General features: G+C 68.1%; 13 protein-coding genes. All 13 read right to left on the bottom strand.

The features are described from left to right. Positions 1–1,179 carry a CaiB/BaiF CoA transferase family protein gene (locus tag QTH87_RS20915; RefSeq protein ID WP_286611983.1) on the bottom strand — a complete coding sequence of 393 codons (1,179 nt, stop codon included), beginning with the start codon at positions 1,177–1,179 and terminating at the stop codon, positions 1–3. Between the two features lie 11 nt (positions 1,180–1,190). Beyond that, complete coding sequence (locus QTH87_RS20910) at positions 1,191–2,327, bottom strand: acyl-CoA dehydrogenase family protein (protein WP_286611982.1); 1,137 nt, start codon at positions 2,325–2,327, stop codon at positions 1,191–1,193. Positions 2,328–2,339: 12 nt separating this feature from the next. After that, positions 2,340–3,491 carry a CaiB/BaiF CoA transferase family protein gene (locus tag QTH87_RS20905; RefSeq protein WP_286611981.1) on the bottom strand — a complete coding sequence of 384 codons (1,152 nt, stop codon included), beginning with the start codon at positions 3,489–3,491 and terminating at the stop codon, positions 2,340–2,342. Continuing rightward, positions 3,488–4,258, bottom strand: coding sequence for an ABC transporter ATP-binding protein (locus tag QTH87_RS20900; protein ID WP_286611980.1), 771 nt, complete (start codon positions 4,256–4,258; stop codon positions 3,488–3,490). The genes QTH87_RS20905 and QTH87_RS20900 overlap by 4 nt, the downstream gene beginning before the upstream one ends. Beyond that, positions 4,255–5,034, bottom strand: a complete 780-nt coding sequence (locus QTH87_RS20895; RefSeq protein ID WP_286611979.1) for an ABC transporter ATP-binding protein — start codon at positions 5,032–5,034, stop codon at positions 4,255–4,257. The genes QTH87_RS20900 and QTH87_RS20895 overlap by 4 nt, the downstream gene beginning before the upstream one ends. Then, a complete protein-coding gene (locus tag QTH87_RS20890) occupies positions 5,031–6,041 on the bottom strand; it encodes a branched-chain amino acid ABC transporter permease (RefSeq protein ID WP_286611978.1) in 1,011 nt (336 codons plus the stop codon). Before QTH87_RS20890 ends, QTH87_RS20895 begins: the two co-directional genes overlap by 4 nt. A gap of 5 nt (positions 6,042–6,046) precedes the next feature. Beyond that, entirely contained in the window at positions 6,047–6,901 is an 855-nt protein-coding gene (locus QTH87_RS20885; protein ID WP_286611977.1) for a branched-chain amino acid ABC transporter permease, read from the bottom strand. 39 nt (positions 6,902–6,940) lie between these two features. Further along, on the bottom strand, positions 6,941–7,978 hold the full coding sequence (locus QTH87_RS20880; RefSeq protein WP_286611975.1) for a glycoside hydrolase family 88 protein: 1,038 nt from the start codon (positions 7,976–7,978) through the stop codon (positions 6,941–6,943). Between the two features lie 135 nt (positions 7,979–8,113). Further along, the gene (gene oiaK / locus QTH87_RS20875) at positions 8,114–9,481 is read right to left on the bottom strand and encodes a 3-oxo-isoapionate kinase OiaK (protein ID WP_286611973.1); all 1,368 of its coding nucleotides are present in this window, start codon (positions 9,479–9,481) and stop codon (positions 8,114–8,116) included. Next, positions 9,478–10,722 (bottom strand): ribulose-bisphosphate carboxylase large subunit family protein, encoded by a 1,245-nt coding sequence (locus tag QTH87_RS20870; protein WP_286611972.1) that lies wholly within the window; start codon positions 10,720–10,722, stop codon positions 9,478–9,480. Before QTH87_RS20870 ends, oiaK begins: the two co-directional genes overlap by 4 nt. Positions 10,723–10,736: 14 nt before the next feature. Next, a complete protein-coding gene (locus tag QTH87_RS20865; protein WP_286611970.1) occupies positions 10,737–11,567 on the bottom strand; it encodes a phosphogluconate dehydrogenase C-terminal domain-containing protein in 831 nt (276 codons plus the stop codon). A gap of 30 nt (positions 11,568–11,597) precedes the next feature. Next, complete coding sequence (locus tag QTH87_RS20860; RefSeq protein ID WP_286611968.1) at positions 11,598–13,046, bottom strand: aldehyde dehydrogenase family protein; 1,449 nt, start codon at positions 13,044–13,046, stop codon at positions 11,598–11,600. 74 nt (positions 13,047–13,120) lie between these two features. Next, positions 13,121–14,206 carry an isocitrate/isopropylmalate dehydrogenase family protein gene (locus QTH87_RS20855; RefSeq protein ID WP_286611966.1) on the bottom strand — a complete coding sequence of 362 codons (1,086 nt, stop codon included), beginning with the start codon at positions 14,204–14,206 and terminating at the stop codon, positions 13,121–13,123. Between the last annotated feature and the right edge of the window lie 33 nt (positions 14,207–14,239).

Genomic DNA, 14,239 nt, shown 5'->3' with positions numbered 1-14,239 from the left:
TCAGGTAGCGTCGGAAGTCGACGGGCTTGCAGGCTCCACGGCGGCACCGAGCCACCGGCGCCGGATCTCTTCGCGGTCCGCATCGAGCAGCGGCGGCCCCCTGCGAATGGTGAGCGGGGTATCCGACAGCCGCAGCGGGTTGGCCACGACCTCGGCTTCAGACTGACCCGCCACGGGAACGGTGACGACCATTCCGTTGTGGCGCACCTGGGGGTGATCCAGGGCTTCGGCAAGCGTCAGCATCGGCGCGCACAGCACGTCCGCTGCGCAGAACCGACGATAGGCCTCGTCCCGGGCCAAGGCTGCCACGCTGGGCCGCAGCAGCGCATAGATTTCGTCGCGATGTTCGATCTGCTGCGCAACGGTCGCGAGGTCCGGGCGCAGGCTTTCGTCGGGAAGATCCATCGCCCGGCACATCAGCGACAACGGATTCTCGCGAAAGAATCCCAGCACGGTCAGCCAGCCGTCCCGTGTGGGAAAGACGAAGTTCAGGCCGCGCTCGAGCCACCTGGTTTCGTATCCGTACATCAACTGCGATGCGGCTTCGAGACTCTGGATGGCAATGGCGGTGTCGAGCAGGGAGATGCTCACGCGCTGGCCGCGTCCGGTCTTCTCGCGCGCCAGCAACGCCGCGAGGACACCCTGCGCGAGGATCATGCCGGATGCGAAGTCGATCGACGGCGCGTTGGCGAAGCGCGGAATGCCGTCGGACCCGCTCGCGGCCATCGCCATGCCCGTGATCGACTGCATCACCATGTCCTGTCCGCCCTGCATGGCGAGCGGGCCGGAAGCGCCGTAGCCGGTCGCGGCCGCGTAGACCAGGCGCGGGTTCGCCGCGGCCAGTGCCTCGTACCCGAAGCCGAGCCGCTCCATCGCGCCCGGGCGATAGTTGTGGACGAACACGTCGGCCTGAGCAAGCAGCTTCGACAGCTCCGCCTTGCCCTGCTCGCTCTTGAGGTCCATCGTGATCGAGAACTTGTTGCGATTCACGGCCGCAAAGTAGGAGCTGATCCGTCCCGTCTCGAGCGCAACCGGGTCCATGCGGCGCAGGATCTCGCCCGAATCCACGCGCTCGACCTTGATCACGTCGGCGCCCAGGTCGCCGAGCACCTGAGTCGCAACCGGTGCCTGGAAGACCTCGCTCATCTCGACCACGAGGCAATCGCTGAGAACGCCCATTTCAGTTCCTTTCAGTCCTGGTAGACGTGCTTGGCGATGATCATTCGCTGGATCTGGTTCGTGCCTTCGTAGATCTGGGTGATCTTGGCGTCACGCATCATTCGCTCGACCGGGTAATCCTTCAGATAGCCATATCCGCCATGCAGTTGCACTGCCTGCGTGGTGACTTCCATCGCGGTGTCGCTGCACAGCAGCTTGGCCATCGAAGCGAAGACGCGGGCCTTCTCGGGGTCGCTCTCGATCATCTGCACCGCCTGGTACAACACGGCACGCGATGCTTCGACCTTGACCGCCATGTCCGCGACCATCGCACGCGTGAGCTGATAGCGCGAGACAGGCTGCCCGAAGGGCGAACGCGTCTTGGTATACGCAACGGCCTCGTCCAGTGCCCCCTGTGCGATGCCCAGCGCCTGCGCGGCGATCAGGGGCCGCGAGATGGACAGCGACACCATCATCCGCGCGTAACCGCCGATTGCATCGCCCACGACACGATCCTCCGGAATGCGGCAGTCCTCGAATATCACGTCGGCGGTCGGGCTGCCTCGCAGACCCATCTTGTCTTCCTGCTTGCCGAACCGGATGCCGGGATCGTCCTTGTGAACCATGAAGATGCCCATGGATTTCTCGTCGGTCTTGGCGAGTACCAAGTACCACTCCGCCCAGCCGGCGTTCGTGATGAACCGCTTGGTTCCGTCGATGACCCACTGTCCGCGCTCGAGTCGCGCGCGCGTCTTGATGCCGGCCACGTTCGACCCACCGTGCGGCTCGGTCAGGCACCATCCCGCAATCTTTTCTCCGGAGGCCACTGAAGGAAGAATCTGCGCCTTCAGCGATTCGGAGCCGAATCGTGCGAGTGGGTCGAGCGCCGCCCAGCCGGTCATGAGAGTCAGCCCCGACGAGGCGCAGCCGCGCGAGACTTCCTCGACTGCAATTGTCTGCGTCATCAGGTCGCCATCCTGGCCTCCGAGCGCCTCGGGAAAGGGCAGCCCCATCAGGCCCGCTTCACGAAAGGCCGCCACCGCCTCGAGCGGAGGACGGGCTTCGCGGTCGATGGTTGCGGCGTGCGGAACGACGCGTTCGCGCGTGATCCGGACCACCATGCTGCGGAACTCGTCGTAGGCGGACGTCACGTCCAGGTCTCTCTTCATGATTGCTCCTTGCTAGCTCAGTTGGGGCGGCCACTGCAGACCGGTGGACTCGGCGGGGCTGGCCTCGGATCGCACCCGGGCGATGAGTTCCGCTTCGAGCCCGAATTCGGCAAGCACTTCCTGCGTCCGGTCGGACATGTCGACCTGGCTGACCGCGGCGGCGACGCGTTCGAACTTCGGCACCACGGGAACGCTCCGTGGCGCATCCGCCGCGAGGCGCGACCTGACCTGCGGCTCGTCCCAGACCTCGTGCGGCTCCAGCACCGGCGTCACGCAGGCATCGGTGCGCATGAAGAGCACTGCCCAATGGTCCCTGTCGGCTGCCATGAATCGAGCACCTAGGGCGGCCTCGATCGCGGGCCAGTTGCCGGTGTTCATGTGGTCGGGCGGCTCGCCAAGTTCAAGGATGGCCCAGAGGCTGACGAAGAAGGCGCGCTCGAGCGCACCGACAGCGACGAAGCGTCCGTCCTGGCAGGCGTAGGTGCGATAGAAGGGCGCACTGCCGGTGATCAGGCCCTCGCCCCGCGCGGGCATCACGGCACTCTTCCACAGCGGATAGTGCATCGCCATCATCGAGACGCAGCCATCGATCATCGCGGCGTCGATCTTCTGGCCCTGGCCCGTGCGTTGACGCTCGACGATCGCCGCCACGATGCCGAAGGCGGCCAGCAACCCGCCGCCGCCGAAATCCGCCAGCAGGTTGAGCGGTGGATACGGGCGGTCGCCGGCCGGACCCGCCGCGCCCATCGCGCCGGACAGTCCCAGGTAGTTGATGTCATGGCCCGCGGCCGATCCGCGCGGACCGTCTTGTCCGTATCCCGTGAGCGAGCAATACACAAGGCGCGGATTGCGGCGCCGAAGCTCGTCCGGATCGGCGCCGATGCGGCTGGCCACGCCGGGCCGGAAACCCTCGATAACGACGTCCGCCTGGTCGCACAGGCGAGCCAGCGCCTCTCGCCCCGCATCGCTCTTGAGGTCGAGCGAGACGAAGCGCTTGCCGCGCGACAGCTCCGGCACTGCCACCCCCGCGCGGCCGCCGGCGACGACGATCACCTCGGCTCCCAGGTCGGCCAGCAGCATGGTGCAGTACGGTCCTGGCGCCAGTCGGGTGAGGTCGATGACACGAATGCCGGACAGCGGCCCTTCTTTCTGTTCAGTGGTCACGATACGGTTCCTGTGGTCTCTCTGCCCATGTAGGCGGCCATGAGCCGCTCTTGATCCTTCAGGTCGGTGCCCGCCCCGCGCAGCGAAACGTGGCCGCCCGCGAGCACCACGAACGAGTCGGCGCAGCGCGCCGCGAACGGCAGGTTCTGCTCGGCGAGCACGATCGCGAGTCCCTGCGCCTTCAGCGCCGCGAAGGCGCGATGAAGGATCGGCAGCACCGAGGGCGCGAGCCCTTGCGTCGGCTCGTCGAGCAGCAGTACCCTGGGCCGCCGGCCGAGCGCCAGCGCGATCGCGAGCATCTGCTGCTCGCCGCCGCTCAACATGCCGCATTGCGCATCGGCGCGTTCGCGCAGGATCGGAAACATCTCGTGCACCTGTTCGTGCAGGCCTCGCGCCGCGCCGACCTCCAGTGCCCTGTACGCGAGTTCGAGGTTCTCCTGCACCGACAGCGCCGGAAACAGGTTGCCGCGCACCTCGGGCACCAGCGCGACACCCGAGCGGGCCCGGATGTGGGGCGCCACGCCGGACAGTTCGCTCCCGTCGACCTTCACCGAACCCTTGGAGTTCACGACCCCGGCCACCGCGCCCAGGAGACTGGACTTGCCGGCACCGTTCGCGCCGAGCAACGCCATCAACTGACCCGGCGCCAGTGAGAAATCGATGCCGTGCAGAACCTCCACGCGCTGGTAGAAAGCCGTTAGTCGCCTCACCTCGATTGCGGGCGCCAGCGTGCGCGAGGCGCCCGCGCCGTCGAAAGCTGCGCTCATGCCGCTGCTCCTTCGAGTTCTTCGGTCACGCCGAGGTACGCGCGCCGGAAGAACGGATCCGCGCTGACCACGTCGGGCGTGCCTTCGAGCAACATGCGGCCGCGTTCCAGCACGATCAGGTGCTCGGCCAACTGGCACACCAACTCGAAGTTGTGCTCCACCAGCAGCACGCCGACGCCCGAGGCGGCCACGCGCCGGACCTCGTTGGAGAGCATCGTCTGTTCGGCAGTGGTCAGCCCCGCCGCGGGTTCATCGAGCAGCAGGTACTGCGGCTGGGCCGCCGCCGCGCGAGCGACGTCGACCAGCCGGATCTGCCCGATCGGAAGGTCGGACATAGGCGTGCGGGCATAGGCGGCCAGGCCGAAGCTCTCGAGCAGCGCGTCGCAGCGGTCGTGCATCTCCGCGGCCTCGCGCCGGGCTGCGGACGTCTGCAGGCAGACGGCGAGCAGGCCGGTCCGGCGCAACGGGAAGTAGCCACACAGCACGGTTTCGCGCACCGTCATGTCCGGATCGAAGCGTGGCGTCTGGAAGGTCCGCGAGATGCCCCTTCGAACTCGCTTGTTCATCGGGAGATCGAGCAGGGACCGACCGTCGATTCGCACCTCGCCCTGCGCCATCGGCACCAGGCCCGTGATGGCGTTGAACAGCGTGCTCTTGCCCGAGCCGTTAGGACCGACGACCGACACGATCCGTCCGGGCGCGAGCGCGACGGACACGTCATCCACCGCGACCACGCCGCCGAATCGCACCACCACATTGCAGGCCTCGAGCTTCATGGCCGGTCCCCCGCGGCTGCCGCATGCTGTGGCAGGTTGATCTCTTGCCGCTCGGACGTGGCGGCGACGGGAGTGCTGCGGTGACGAGCACGACGCCAGCCGCGCGAGAGCAGCCCCGTGAGTCCTTCGGGCGCGATCAGCAGGCAGATGATCATCGCGCTGCCGTAGAAGATCCCCAGCACTTCCTGTCCCGGAATGAACTTGTGGACCAGCGTGAGCAATGCGGCCCCAAGCAGCGGCCCTGTCACGCTGCGCACCCCGCCCACCACCGCCATCAGAATGGCCGACAGCGACAGTGCCGGGCCGAGCGACTCCGGGCCGAGGTAGGTCAGGTGATGCGCATACAGCCAGCCCGCGGCACCCGCGAGCGCGCCGCCGATCGCCATCGAGACGCTCCGCAGGTGCGGCACGTCGATGCCGTCGGCGGACGCCCGCAGCGCGTCGCTTCGTATGGTGCGCAGCGCAGCGCCGATGTGGGACTGCCGGATGATGGTGTAGCCCGCCACCGCGACGATCACGACGCCCCATGCAAGCGCGTAGTAGGCGATGGGGCTTTCCACTCCGGGCGCCGTGGGAATGCCCGAGAGGCCGATGTAGCCCCCAGTCAGGTCGCCGCCTTCACGCACTGCAATATCGAAGGCATAGCCGAACATGAGTGTCGCGATGGCCAGCGCCAGCGGAGACAGGCGCGTCACCACTCTTGCGAACGGGTAGGCGAAGGCGGCGGGCGCAAGGATCGCGAGCGGCGCGGTGAGCCATGGCGACCAGCCGAAGTTGGCGCTGAGGATCGCGGTCACGTAGGCGCCGACGGCGGCCAGCGATGCCTGCGCGACGCTCAGCAGACCGGTCATGCCGTAGGTCACGCCGACCGACAGCGCGATCAGCCCGTAGATCGCGATGACGATCGCCGTGTCGACGAGTGTCGGGCTGCCGGCGATCATCGGTGCGATTGCACCGACCAGGAGTGCCAGACCGAGCGCGGGCGCGAGCGTAGTGCGTGCGTTCATGGCGATCAGGCCCGCAGACCGTGAACCTTGGCACGACTCGCGCCGGCCGTGCACAGCACGACAAAGATGAAGATGTAGGGGAGCAGCGTCCCCACCGACTGCGGTGCGTAGCCGACGCTCAAGGCCTCGACGACTCCGATCGCGACGCCCCCGAAGAAGCCGCGCAGCGGATTGCCCAGGCCCAGAAGGATCGCGGCGCCGAGAGACTTGAGCGTCAGCGGCAGGCCTGACGCGAAGTCCAGCCCCGAGGTGTAGAGGATCAGAATGCCTGCGATGCCGGCGAGCACGCCGGACATCACATAGGCCGAGAACTGCACGCTCGTCACCGGAAGGCCGGCAAGGGTGGCCCCTCGCGGATTGACCGCGGTCGCGCGCATGATCCGGCCCCAGGGCGTGCGGTAGAGCAGCACGAAGACGCCGCAGAGGATGAGCAGTCCGGTGACTGCATTGACTGCCGCTTGGGGACTCACGCGTATCCCCATCACATTCCAGAATGTGCCGAACTGCTGGCGGACCATCGGGTCCTTCCCGAAGGCCGTCAGCACGACGGACTCGAGGATGATGGCGAAGCCGAAGCTCGCCAGCACGGATGCCAGCGCATCGCCCCCTCTTCGGGAGTTGAGGATGGTGGAAATGATGCCCACCAGTGACGCAGCAAAGATTGCGATCAGCACGGCCGCGACCAAGCCATATGGCGCGGGAAGGGCCATGGCAACCGCGCCGGCCAATACCGCATAGCTGCCGACGGCCAGGTCCACCGTGCCCGTGGCGACGAACAGCAGGCTGATCGGGTAGGCGAGTAGCCCATAGGTGACGCCGATCAGCACCCCGCGCACGAGATACTCCATGAGTTCAGGCATTGAAGTTCACCTCTGCGTGTGACTGGATGGTCGGTGCGCTCAGAGCACGTTGAGTTGCTGCTTCAGGGCATGCGCCGCGAGCAGGAAGAAGCCCTGGCCGAAGAGGGTGGTCCCGAACGGTACGCCGGGGCCGCCGGGCGGAACGGCGACCCCGGGCACTGCGCCGGATTCGTCCACCGAGGCGGCGACCACACGCACGGCACGAAGTGCCTTGTCGGTGAACGTCGAGTCGACGAGATCTCGCTGGACTGCGTTCTGCGCGGCCAGCGCAAACATCACTGTGCTCGATGCCTCGAGCTTCGTGCCGACGTCGTCGAGCACGTGGTGGAAGTAGCCGCTGCGGTCCTGGTACTCGGCCATCTTCTTGAGCGCCCGCACACCCACCTCGCGCACCTGTGCCGCGCCCTTGTGATCGGGCGCAAGAGCCAGCATGTCCATCGACACGCAGACCAGCCAGCCATTGCCGCGCGCCCAGAAGGTCGACTGCGGGTAGTGGTTTGGCGTTTCACACCACGCGTGCCGGGTCAGCCCCTGATGGGGATCCACGAGGTGTCGAACGTGGACGTCGTACTGCTTGAATGCCTCGTCGACATACGATGTCTCGCCGCTGATCTGCCCGTAGAGAATCAGGAACGGGCACATCATGTAGAGGAAGTCGACCCACAACTCCGGGCCTTCCTTGCGTGCCCAGATGCCGCCTTCCGACGTACGGCTGGTCCGCACGAGTGCTTCCGCCTGTAGACGGGCGGCCTCGAGGTAGGAGGCATCTCCGGTGCGCTGATGCATCAGCAAAAGCGGGTAGCCCAGGCTGCACGGGAGACTGGAGGTCGGCGTGAACGTCCGCACATGACCCGCCGGCAGGTCCAGGGGGTCAGCGTAGTTCAGGTCGCCGTTCGACGTCTGCGTCTCGACCGCACGATCGATCCAATTCCGAATCTCTGCGACCTCCTCGGCGTCGTCCCAAGCCAGGACGGAAGTGATCGCCATCGCCTTCTCCCAGTAGTCCCGTTCGTACGGGTGGGTGAGCACATATTTCATCGCACGGCGTTTTGCCGCGGCCACGTCGATGGTTCGCATGAAGTTGCCTCCGTTGGTGGATACATACCGGTTGGTCGGTATGTATCTTGACGGGCTGAGCTGCACGAAATGAGAGGGGAAACCCTCTATGCGACGAGCGCGTTGGACTGCGGTCGACAGTCCGCGTGCCGACCCTCAGCCCGTGCCGTCGCGCGCAATGCCGAAGAAGTCCACGGCCCCCATCTGGCCGCCCTTGAGCGCGATCTCGAGACCCTCGCGATCGGACGAGCCGGCCCAGCACCGACACAGCGGCACGCCCGGTGCCAGTGCCGAGACGACAGTCAGGGCGTCGACGCCGAGCGCGCTCGCGACTTCGCCCGACGAGTCGCCGCCGGCCACCACCACGCGCGTCAACGCCGTCCGGTCGAGCAAGCGCCGCATGACAGCGCCGAGCGCGGCCCCGATTCCCCGGGCAGCATCGGCGTGGCTCAGGCCCGCCGCGCTGGCGATCGCTGCAAATCCACGAACGCAGGGATCGTCCGGGCCTTCGGCCGTGAAGACGATGGCGCTGGTGCCGCGCGATAAGGCATCGATCGCGATGCCGGCGACGCGTTCGAGCTCTGCATCGCACCGGGCTGGGTCCAGCACCCGTGCGATGTCCAGGCGCTCGGTACAGAAGCCCCGCGCGCGGGCCCAGGCGATCTGCGCAGCGGTCACGGGCGAACAGCTGCCGCTGACGGCCGCGATTGCCGGTACGGGCGCACAGGCACGCATCGGGTCGGGTTCGGGCAGCCAGCCCTGCCGCCTCCAGTGGGCGGCCAGCGCGTACTGCAGCCCCGACGACGACGCGCTGAAGAGGCCGGTGCCGCGCTGCTCCCACACCAGGCGGCCGGCGGCCTCCAGCGTCTCGTCGTCGAGCACGTCGATGAACACCACGGGGACGTCGGGCCCGGACAGCGCTTCGACGCGCTGGGCGGCATCCGGCAGCCGCAGCTGAACCAGGTCGACGAGTTCGAGCCGGCGCTCGGTCTGTGTCGACAGGTGCCGACGCAGGTCGGCTTCCGTCATCGGCGTGACCGGGTGACGCGACATCGTCGGATGCCGGTCCAGCCGATGGGCACTGCCGTCGACCGAGGCGAAGAGATTGCCGAAGGCCTGGTAGCGCCTGAGCCGTGGCACGCCGACGATCGACGGCGACCAGCGGCCGCTGCGGTGCCGCACGCCGATGTCGATCGCCCGGCCGATGGAGCCCGTGGTGGCGGATGAGTCGAAGGTCGAACAGACCTTGTAGTGCAGGATCGGCGGGTCCAGCGCCGCCAGTGCCTCGAAAGAGGGCGGCAGTTCGCGCGCCATCCATTCGGGGCTGCGGCCGCGCGACGAACCCGCGATGCCGATGCAGCGCACACCGGCGAACCGCGCGAGCATGTCCGGCGTGGGAGTGCGCAGGAACAGCACGGTCTGCAGGCCGGCCGCCGTCATCGCTTCCAGGGCATCGGTGGAGCCCGTGAAGTCGTCGCCGTAGTAGGCGAGCAGCAATCCCGGCGGCAGCCCGGCTTCGCTCATCGCCAGAAGCCCAGCGCGGCGGCCAGCGCCGGCACCTGCGCCGCGCGCTGCGCGAGCGGAACGCCTTCGACCGCGGCCTGCCAGGCCGCACGCAGCGCCTCGACGCCCGCCGCGACACCCTGCGGATGGCCGAAGATGCCGCCGCCGGCCGTGTGGATCAGGTCGGTGCATCCCAGCGCGGCAAAGGTGCCGGCCGCCTGCAGGCCGGTCTGGCCCGAGCTGAACACCGGCATGGCGGACATCGGAGCGGCGGCCATCGCCGGCGCGAGCACCGAGCGCGCCGCGGCGATCACGCTGTCGTCGGGCTCGCTGAACTTGTTGCCGAGGCCGTTGACGTGCATGTGATCGGCGCCGAGCAGGCGCCAGATCTTCTGCCACGGCGCGTAGTCCCAGCCGAGCTGCGGGCAACGCGTGAGGTAGCCCCAGCCGGCACGATGCGCATGGATCGGCAACTGGGCGTGCCGCCGCAGTTCCTGCATGCCGACGATGCCGATGGAATTCAGATTGGCCATGACGCAGGTGCCGCCTTCGGACAGCACGAGGTCGTGGCGGCGCCGCATCTGGTCGAGGCTGCCCGTGAGGTTGAAGGCCACCATCGCCTTCTTGCCGCTGCGGTCCGCGGCGGTGCGCACCACCTTCATCACCGCGCGCACGCGATCGTCGAACGGGCAGTGCGGACCGTCGGCCTGCAGCTCGTCGTCCTTGATGAAGTCGATGCCGCCTTCCACCAGCAGGCGCACCTGCGCGGCGGTCTCCTCGGCCGACAGCCCGACGCTGGGCTTGATGATGGTGCCGATCAGCGGGCCCTGCGGCACTCCCGCCAGGCGCCGGGTGCCGGCCACGCCGAACGCCGGGCCCTGGTAGGCGGCAGCGAACGCGGCGGGCAGTTGCAGATCGACGAGGCGCAGCCCCGTGACAGCGCGCAGTTCGAACAGGTTGCCCGCAATGGTCGCCATCAGTGACGGCAGGCAGGGGCCGAGATTGGCGAGCGGCCACGACAGCTCGAGCAGGCAGCGCGTGTAGCGGCCCGAGTGAACGGGCGTCGGCAGGCTGGGCGTCGAGGCGTGGTCGAGCAGCTCGAGCCGTTCGACGCGCGCGCCGGCGCGCGCCTTGAGTTCGGGTGTCTCGGCAGCCAGCGCGACGAAGGTGCCGCTCGACTGCTCGCCCGCGATCACCTCGGCCGCGTGCGCGGGATCGCCGCCGGTCTCCAGCCAGTAGGTGGCGTGAATGCGTTCGGACACCGCGGGCCTGCCTGTCAGGTGATCCGGCGGATGCTCTCGGCGATCTCCTCGCGATCGAAGACCTTGAGCCAGTCGTCGCGCATCAGGCGGGGCTTGCCGAAGGTGATCGCCTTGTTGCAGGCGTCCGAGAAGGCACCCGGTATCTCGTTGAAGATCACCGCACCCAGGATGTTCATGTGACCCAGCAGGAAGTCGCGCGCGCACTGCTCGGGCACGCCGCGGCGCACGGTCTCGTCCATCGCATCGCGCATCACCTGCAGCAGCGTCGCGCAGACGGTCTCGGACAGCCCGGGCTCGAGGATCGCCATCTGGTCGACGGTGAGCCGGTAGGAGCGAAGGATCGGCTGGTAGATGGTCTTCGCGATGTCCTCGCCGAGGTCGAAGGCCTCGGGCGGCCCCTGCATCAGGGCGCTCGTGATCGACTGCCTGGCGGCGCCGCCTCCGAAATAGTCGCGCCGGGCCTCGGCCGTCGTCTCGTCGTTGAAGATCAGCGGGTGGCAGGGATGCGCGACGAAGTAGGTCAGGTCCGTGCGGTCCGGGAGGTGTCCGGCAAAGGGTGCCGCGGCGTCGAGCGTCATGACCATGGTGCCGGCCTTCAGCCGCGGCGCGATCTCGTGGGCGATCTTCCCGATCAGGGTATCGGGAATGGCCAGGATCACGACGTCGACGCCGTCCAATGCCGCATCGACCTCGACGCAGTCCAGGCCCAGCTCGTCCTTCAGGCGCTGGCGGCCCGCGGCGCCGGGCTCCACGTGGCTCACGCGGTAGTCCGACTTCAGGAGATTCTTCGACAGGCGAACGCCCATCTTTCCGCCGGCGCCGAACAATGCGATCTTCTCGTTCATGGGGAGTCTCCTGGTAGGTGGTGCCGCAGCTCAGCCGTGCTTGATGGCGATGGTCTTGATGGTCGTGAAGCCTCGAAGCCCCTCGAACGCCTTCTCGCGTCCGTAGCCCGAATGCTTCATGCCGCCGAACGGCAGTTCGATGCCGCCACCCGCGCCGTAGTTGTTGATGAACACCTGCCCGGCCTCGATGGCGTGGGCCATGCGCAGCTGGCGCCCGCCGTCGCGCGTCCAGACACCTGCAGTGAGCCCGAAGTCGGTGCCGTTGGCAAGCTCGGCGGCCTCGTCCTCGCCCTCGAAGGCGAAGGCCGAAAGCACCGGGCCGAAGATCTCCTTCTGCGCGATCGCATGGCCGGCCGGAACATCCGCGAACAGCGTCGGCAGCACGTAGCAGCCATCGACCGGCGCGCCCGCCACCAGCTTGCCCTGGCCCGCGATGCGGATGCCGTCGGCCTGCGCCGATTCGATCATGCCCATCACCTTGTGCTGCTGGCGGCGATTGACCAGGGGGCCGCAGTCGAGGTCGCTGAGTCCGGGGCCGATCCGCAGCGCGTCGAAGCGCGCGCCGATCTGTGCCAGCACCTCGGCGTAGATCGAGCGCTCGATCAGCACGCGGCTGCCGGCGGTGCAGGTCTGGCCGGCGCTCTGGATGATGGCGTTCACGATGACCGGCACCGCCTGTCCGAGGTCGGCGTCGGCGAACACGATCTGCGGCGACTTGCCGCCGAGTTCGAGCGTGACCGGGACGTGCCGGCGCGCGGCCGCCTCGGCCACGGTGGCGCCGGTCTCGGTCGAGCCCGTGAAGGAGATGTGCGCAATGCCCGGATGCGCCGCCAGGGCCGCCCCCGCCTCGCGGCCCAGGCCGCAGACCACGTTGAGCACGCCCGGCGGCAGGCCGCATTCGAGCGCGAGCGCGGCGACGCGCAGCGGCGTCAGGCAGGCGTCTTCCGCGGGCTTGACCACGCAGCAGTTGCCGGCCGCCAGCGATGCGCCAACCGAGCGGCCGAAGATCTGCGCCGGGTAGTTCCACGGAATGATGTGGCCGGTCACGCCGTGCGGGACGCGGATCGCCATCACGGTGCTGCCGGCCGTGTAGGGGATGGTCTCGCCATGCAGCTTGTCGGCCGCGCCGCCGTAGAACTCGAAGTAGCGGGCACAGGCGGCGATGTCGACCCTGGCCTGCGCCATCGGCTTGCCCGTGTCGCGGCATTCGAGTTCGGAGAGTTCGTCTTGGTGGGCGAGGATGCTGGCGGCCAGGCGCGACAGGATTCGGCCTCGATCGGTCGCGGTCTGGTTGCGCCACACGCGTCGGAAGGCGTCATGCGCCGCGTTCACCGCAGCGTCGATGTCGCCGTCGGCACCGCGTGGAATGGAGGTGAAGACCTGCCCGTCGGACGGGTCGATGACTTCGATCACCTCACCCGAGGCTGCAGGCCTCGATTGGCCGTCGATCAGGTTGAGGTGCTGGCGCGGGATGGACATGGCGCGGATCCTTTGAAAGAGAAGTAGGAGGAGACGGATTGGGAATGAAGAGGGCGGCGCGGACGAGCCGGTATTCAGCGCAGCCGGCGGCAGATGGCTTCGGTCATGTCGGTGCAGCTGGCGCTGCCGCCGAGGTCGCGCGGAACGGTTGCGCCTTCGGCCAGCACGGCCTCTACCGCCTGCTCGACACGATCGGCGGCCGCGAGCAGGGCGGGGTCCGCGTGCTGTTCGCCGAGCCAGCGCAGCATCAGTGCCCCCGACAGGATGGTCGCGATCGGACTCGCAAGGTTGCGGCCCGCGATGTCGGGGGCCGAACCATGCGCGCCCTGGAACAGCCCGTGGCGTTCGCCCAGTTCGGCCGACGCGGCGATGCCGAGCCCGCCGACTGTGCCGGCGCCGAGGTCGGAGATGATGTCGCCGAACATGTTCTCCGCCACGATGACGTCGTAGAAGTCGGGCTTCTTGAGCATGTGCACGGTGATCGCGTCGGCGTACGCATAGTCGATCTCGACATCGTCGTAGCCGGCCGCCACCTCGTCGCAGATCGCGCGGAAGAAGGCATAGCTGCGCAGGATGTTGGCCTTGTCGCAGACCGTGACGCGGCGCTTGCCGTCGCGCGGCGCGCCCTTGCGCCTGCGGGCCAGGTCGAAGGAGAAGCGCGCGACCCGCTCGACCCCCTTGCGCGTCATGACCAGCGTATCGGTCGAAACCTCGCCGCGCAGGTTGATGCCGCCGCCGCGGCTCGCATACAGGCCTTCGGTGTTCTCGCGCACGATGACGTAGTCGATCTGCCCGGGCTGCCAGCCCTTGAGCGGCGACTCCGCGCCGGCATACAGCCGGATCGGACGCACGTTGGCGAACAGGTCGAGCCGGAAGCGAAGCTGCAGGTGCAGGTCGTTGCCGACCTCGGTGCCGTCCGCATAGGTGACGCCGGGCAGTCCCGCGGCGCCGTGCAGCATCGCATGCATCGACTTGCAGGCCGCGAATGTGTCCTCGGGAAGCACCGCACCCGTGCGCGCGTAGTGCGCAGCGCCGCCGTCGAACGCCTCGAAGCGCAGAAGCTCGCTGCCGCAGGCTTCCTTGAGGACGGCAACCGCCGACTGGCAGACCTCGGGGCCGATGCCGTCGCCCTCGATGGTCGCGATGTCGTAGCTCTTCATGGTTCGAATCCCAGTTCAGAAAATGGCCGCGGG

This window comes from Variovorax jilinensis, from assembly GCF_030316885.1.
GTDB lineage: Bacteria > Pseudomonadota > Gammaproteobacteria > Burkholderiales > Burkholderiaceae_C > Variovorax > Variovorax jilinensis.
The sequence above is the reverse complement of the archived record's forward strand: the minus strand, read 5'-3'. Positions and strand labels throughout refer to the sequence as shown.

Coding starts and splice junctions, on each gene's coding strand:
- QTH87_RS20915 (WP_286611983.1), bottom strand. CDS start 1,179: ATGGGCGTTCTCAGCGATTGCCTCGTGGTCGAGATGAGCGAGGTCTTC.
- QTH87_RS20910 (WP_286611982.1), bottom strand. CDS start 2,327: ATGAAGAGAGACCTGGACGTGACGTCCGCCTACGACGAGTTCCGCAGC.
- QTH87_RS20900 (WP_286611980.1), bottom strand. CDS start 4,258: ATGAGCGCAGCTTTCGACGGCGCGGGCGCCTCGCGCACGCTGGCGCCC.
- QTH87_RS20895 (WP_286611979.1), bottom strand. CDS start 5,034: ATGAAGCTCGAGGCCTGCAATGTGGTGGTGCGATTCGGCGGCGTGGTC.
- QTH87_RS20890 (WP_286611978.1), bottom strand. CDS start 6,041: ATGAACGCACGCACTACGCTCGCGCCCGCGCTCGGTCTGGCACTCCTG.
- QTH87_RS20885 (WP_286611977.1), bottom strand. CDS start 6,901: ATGCCTGAACTCATGGAGTATCTCGTGCGCGGGGTGCTGATCGGCGTC.
- QTH87_RS20880 (WP_286611975.1), bottom strand. CDS start 7,978: ATGCGAACCATCGACGTGGCCGCGGCAAAACGCCGTGCGATGAAATAT.
- oiaK (WP_286611973.1), bottom strand. CDS start 9,481: ATGAGCGAAGCCGGGCTGCCGCCGGGATTGCTGCTCGCCTACTACGGC.
- QTH87_RS20865 (WP_286611970.1), bottom strand. CDS start 11,567: ATGAACGAGAAGATCGCATTGTTCGGCGCCGGCGGAAAGATGGGCGTT.
- QTH87_RS20860 (WP_286611968.1), bottom strand. CDS start 13,046: ATGTCCATCCCGCGCCAGCACCTCAACCTGATCGACGGCCAATCGAGG.
- QTH87_RS20855 (WP_286611966.1), bottom strand. CDS start 14,206: ATGAAGAGCTACGACATCGCGACCATCGAGGGCGACGGCATCGGCCCC.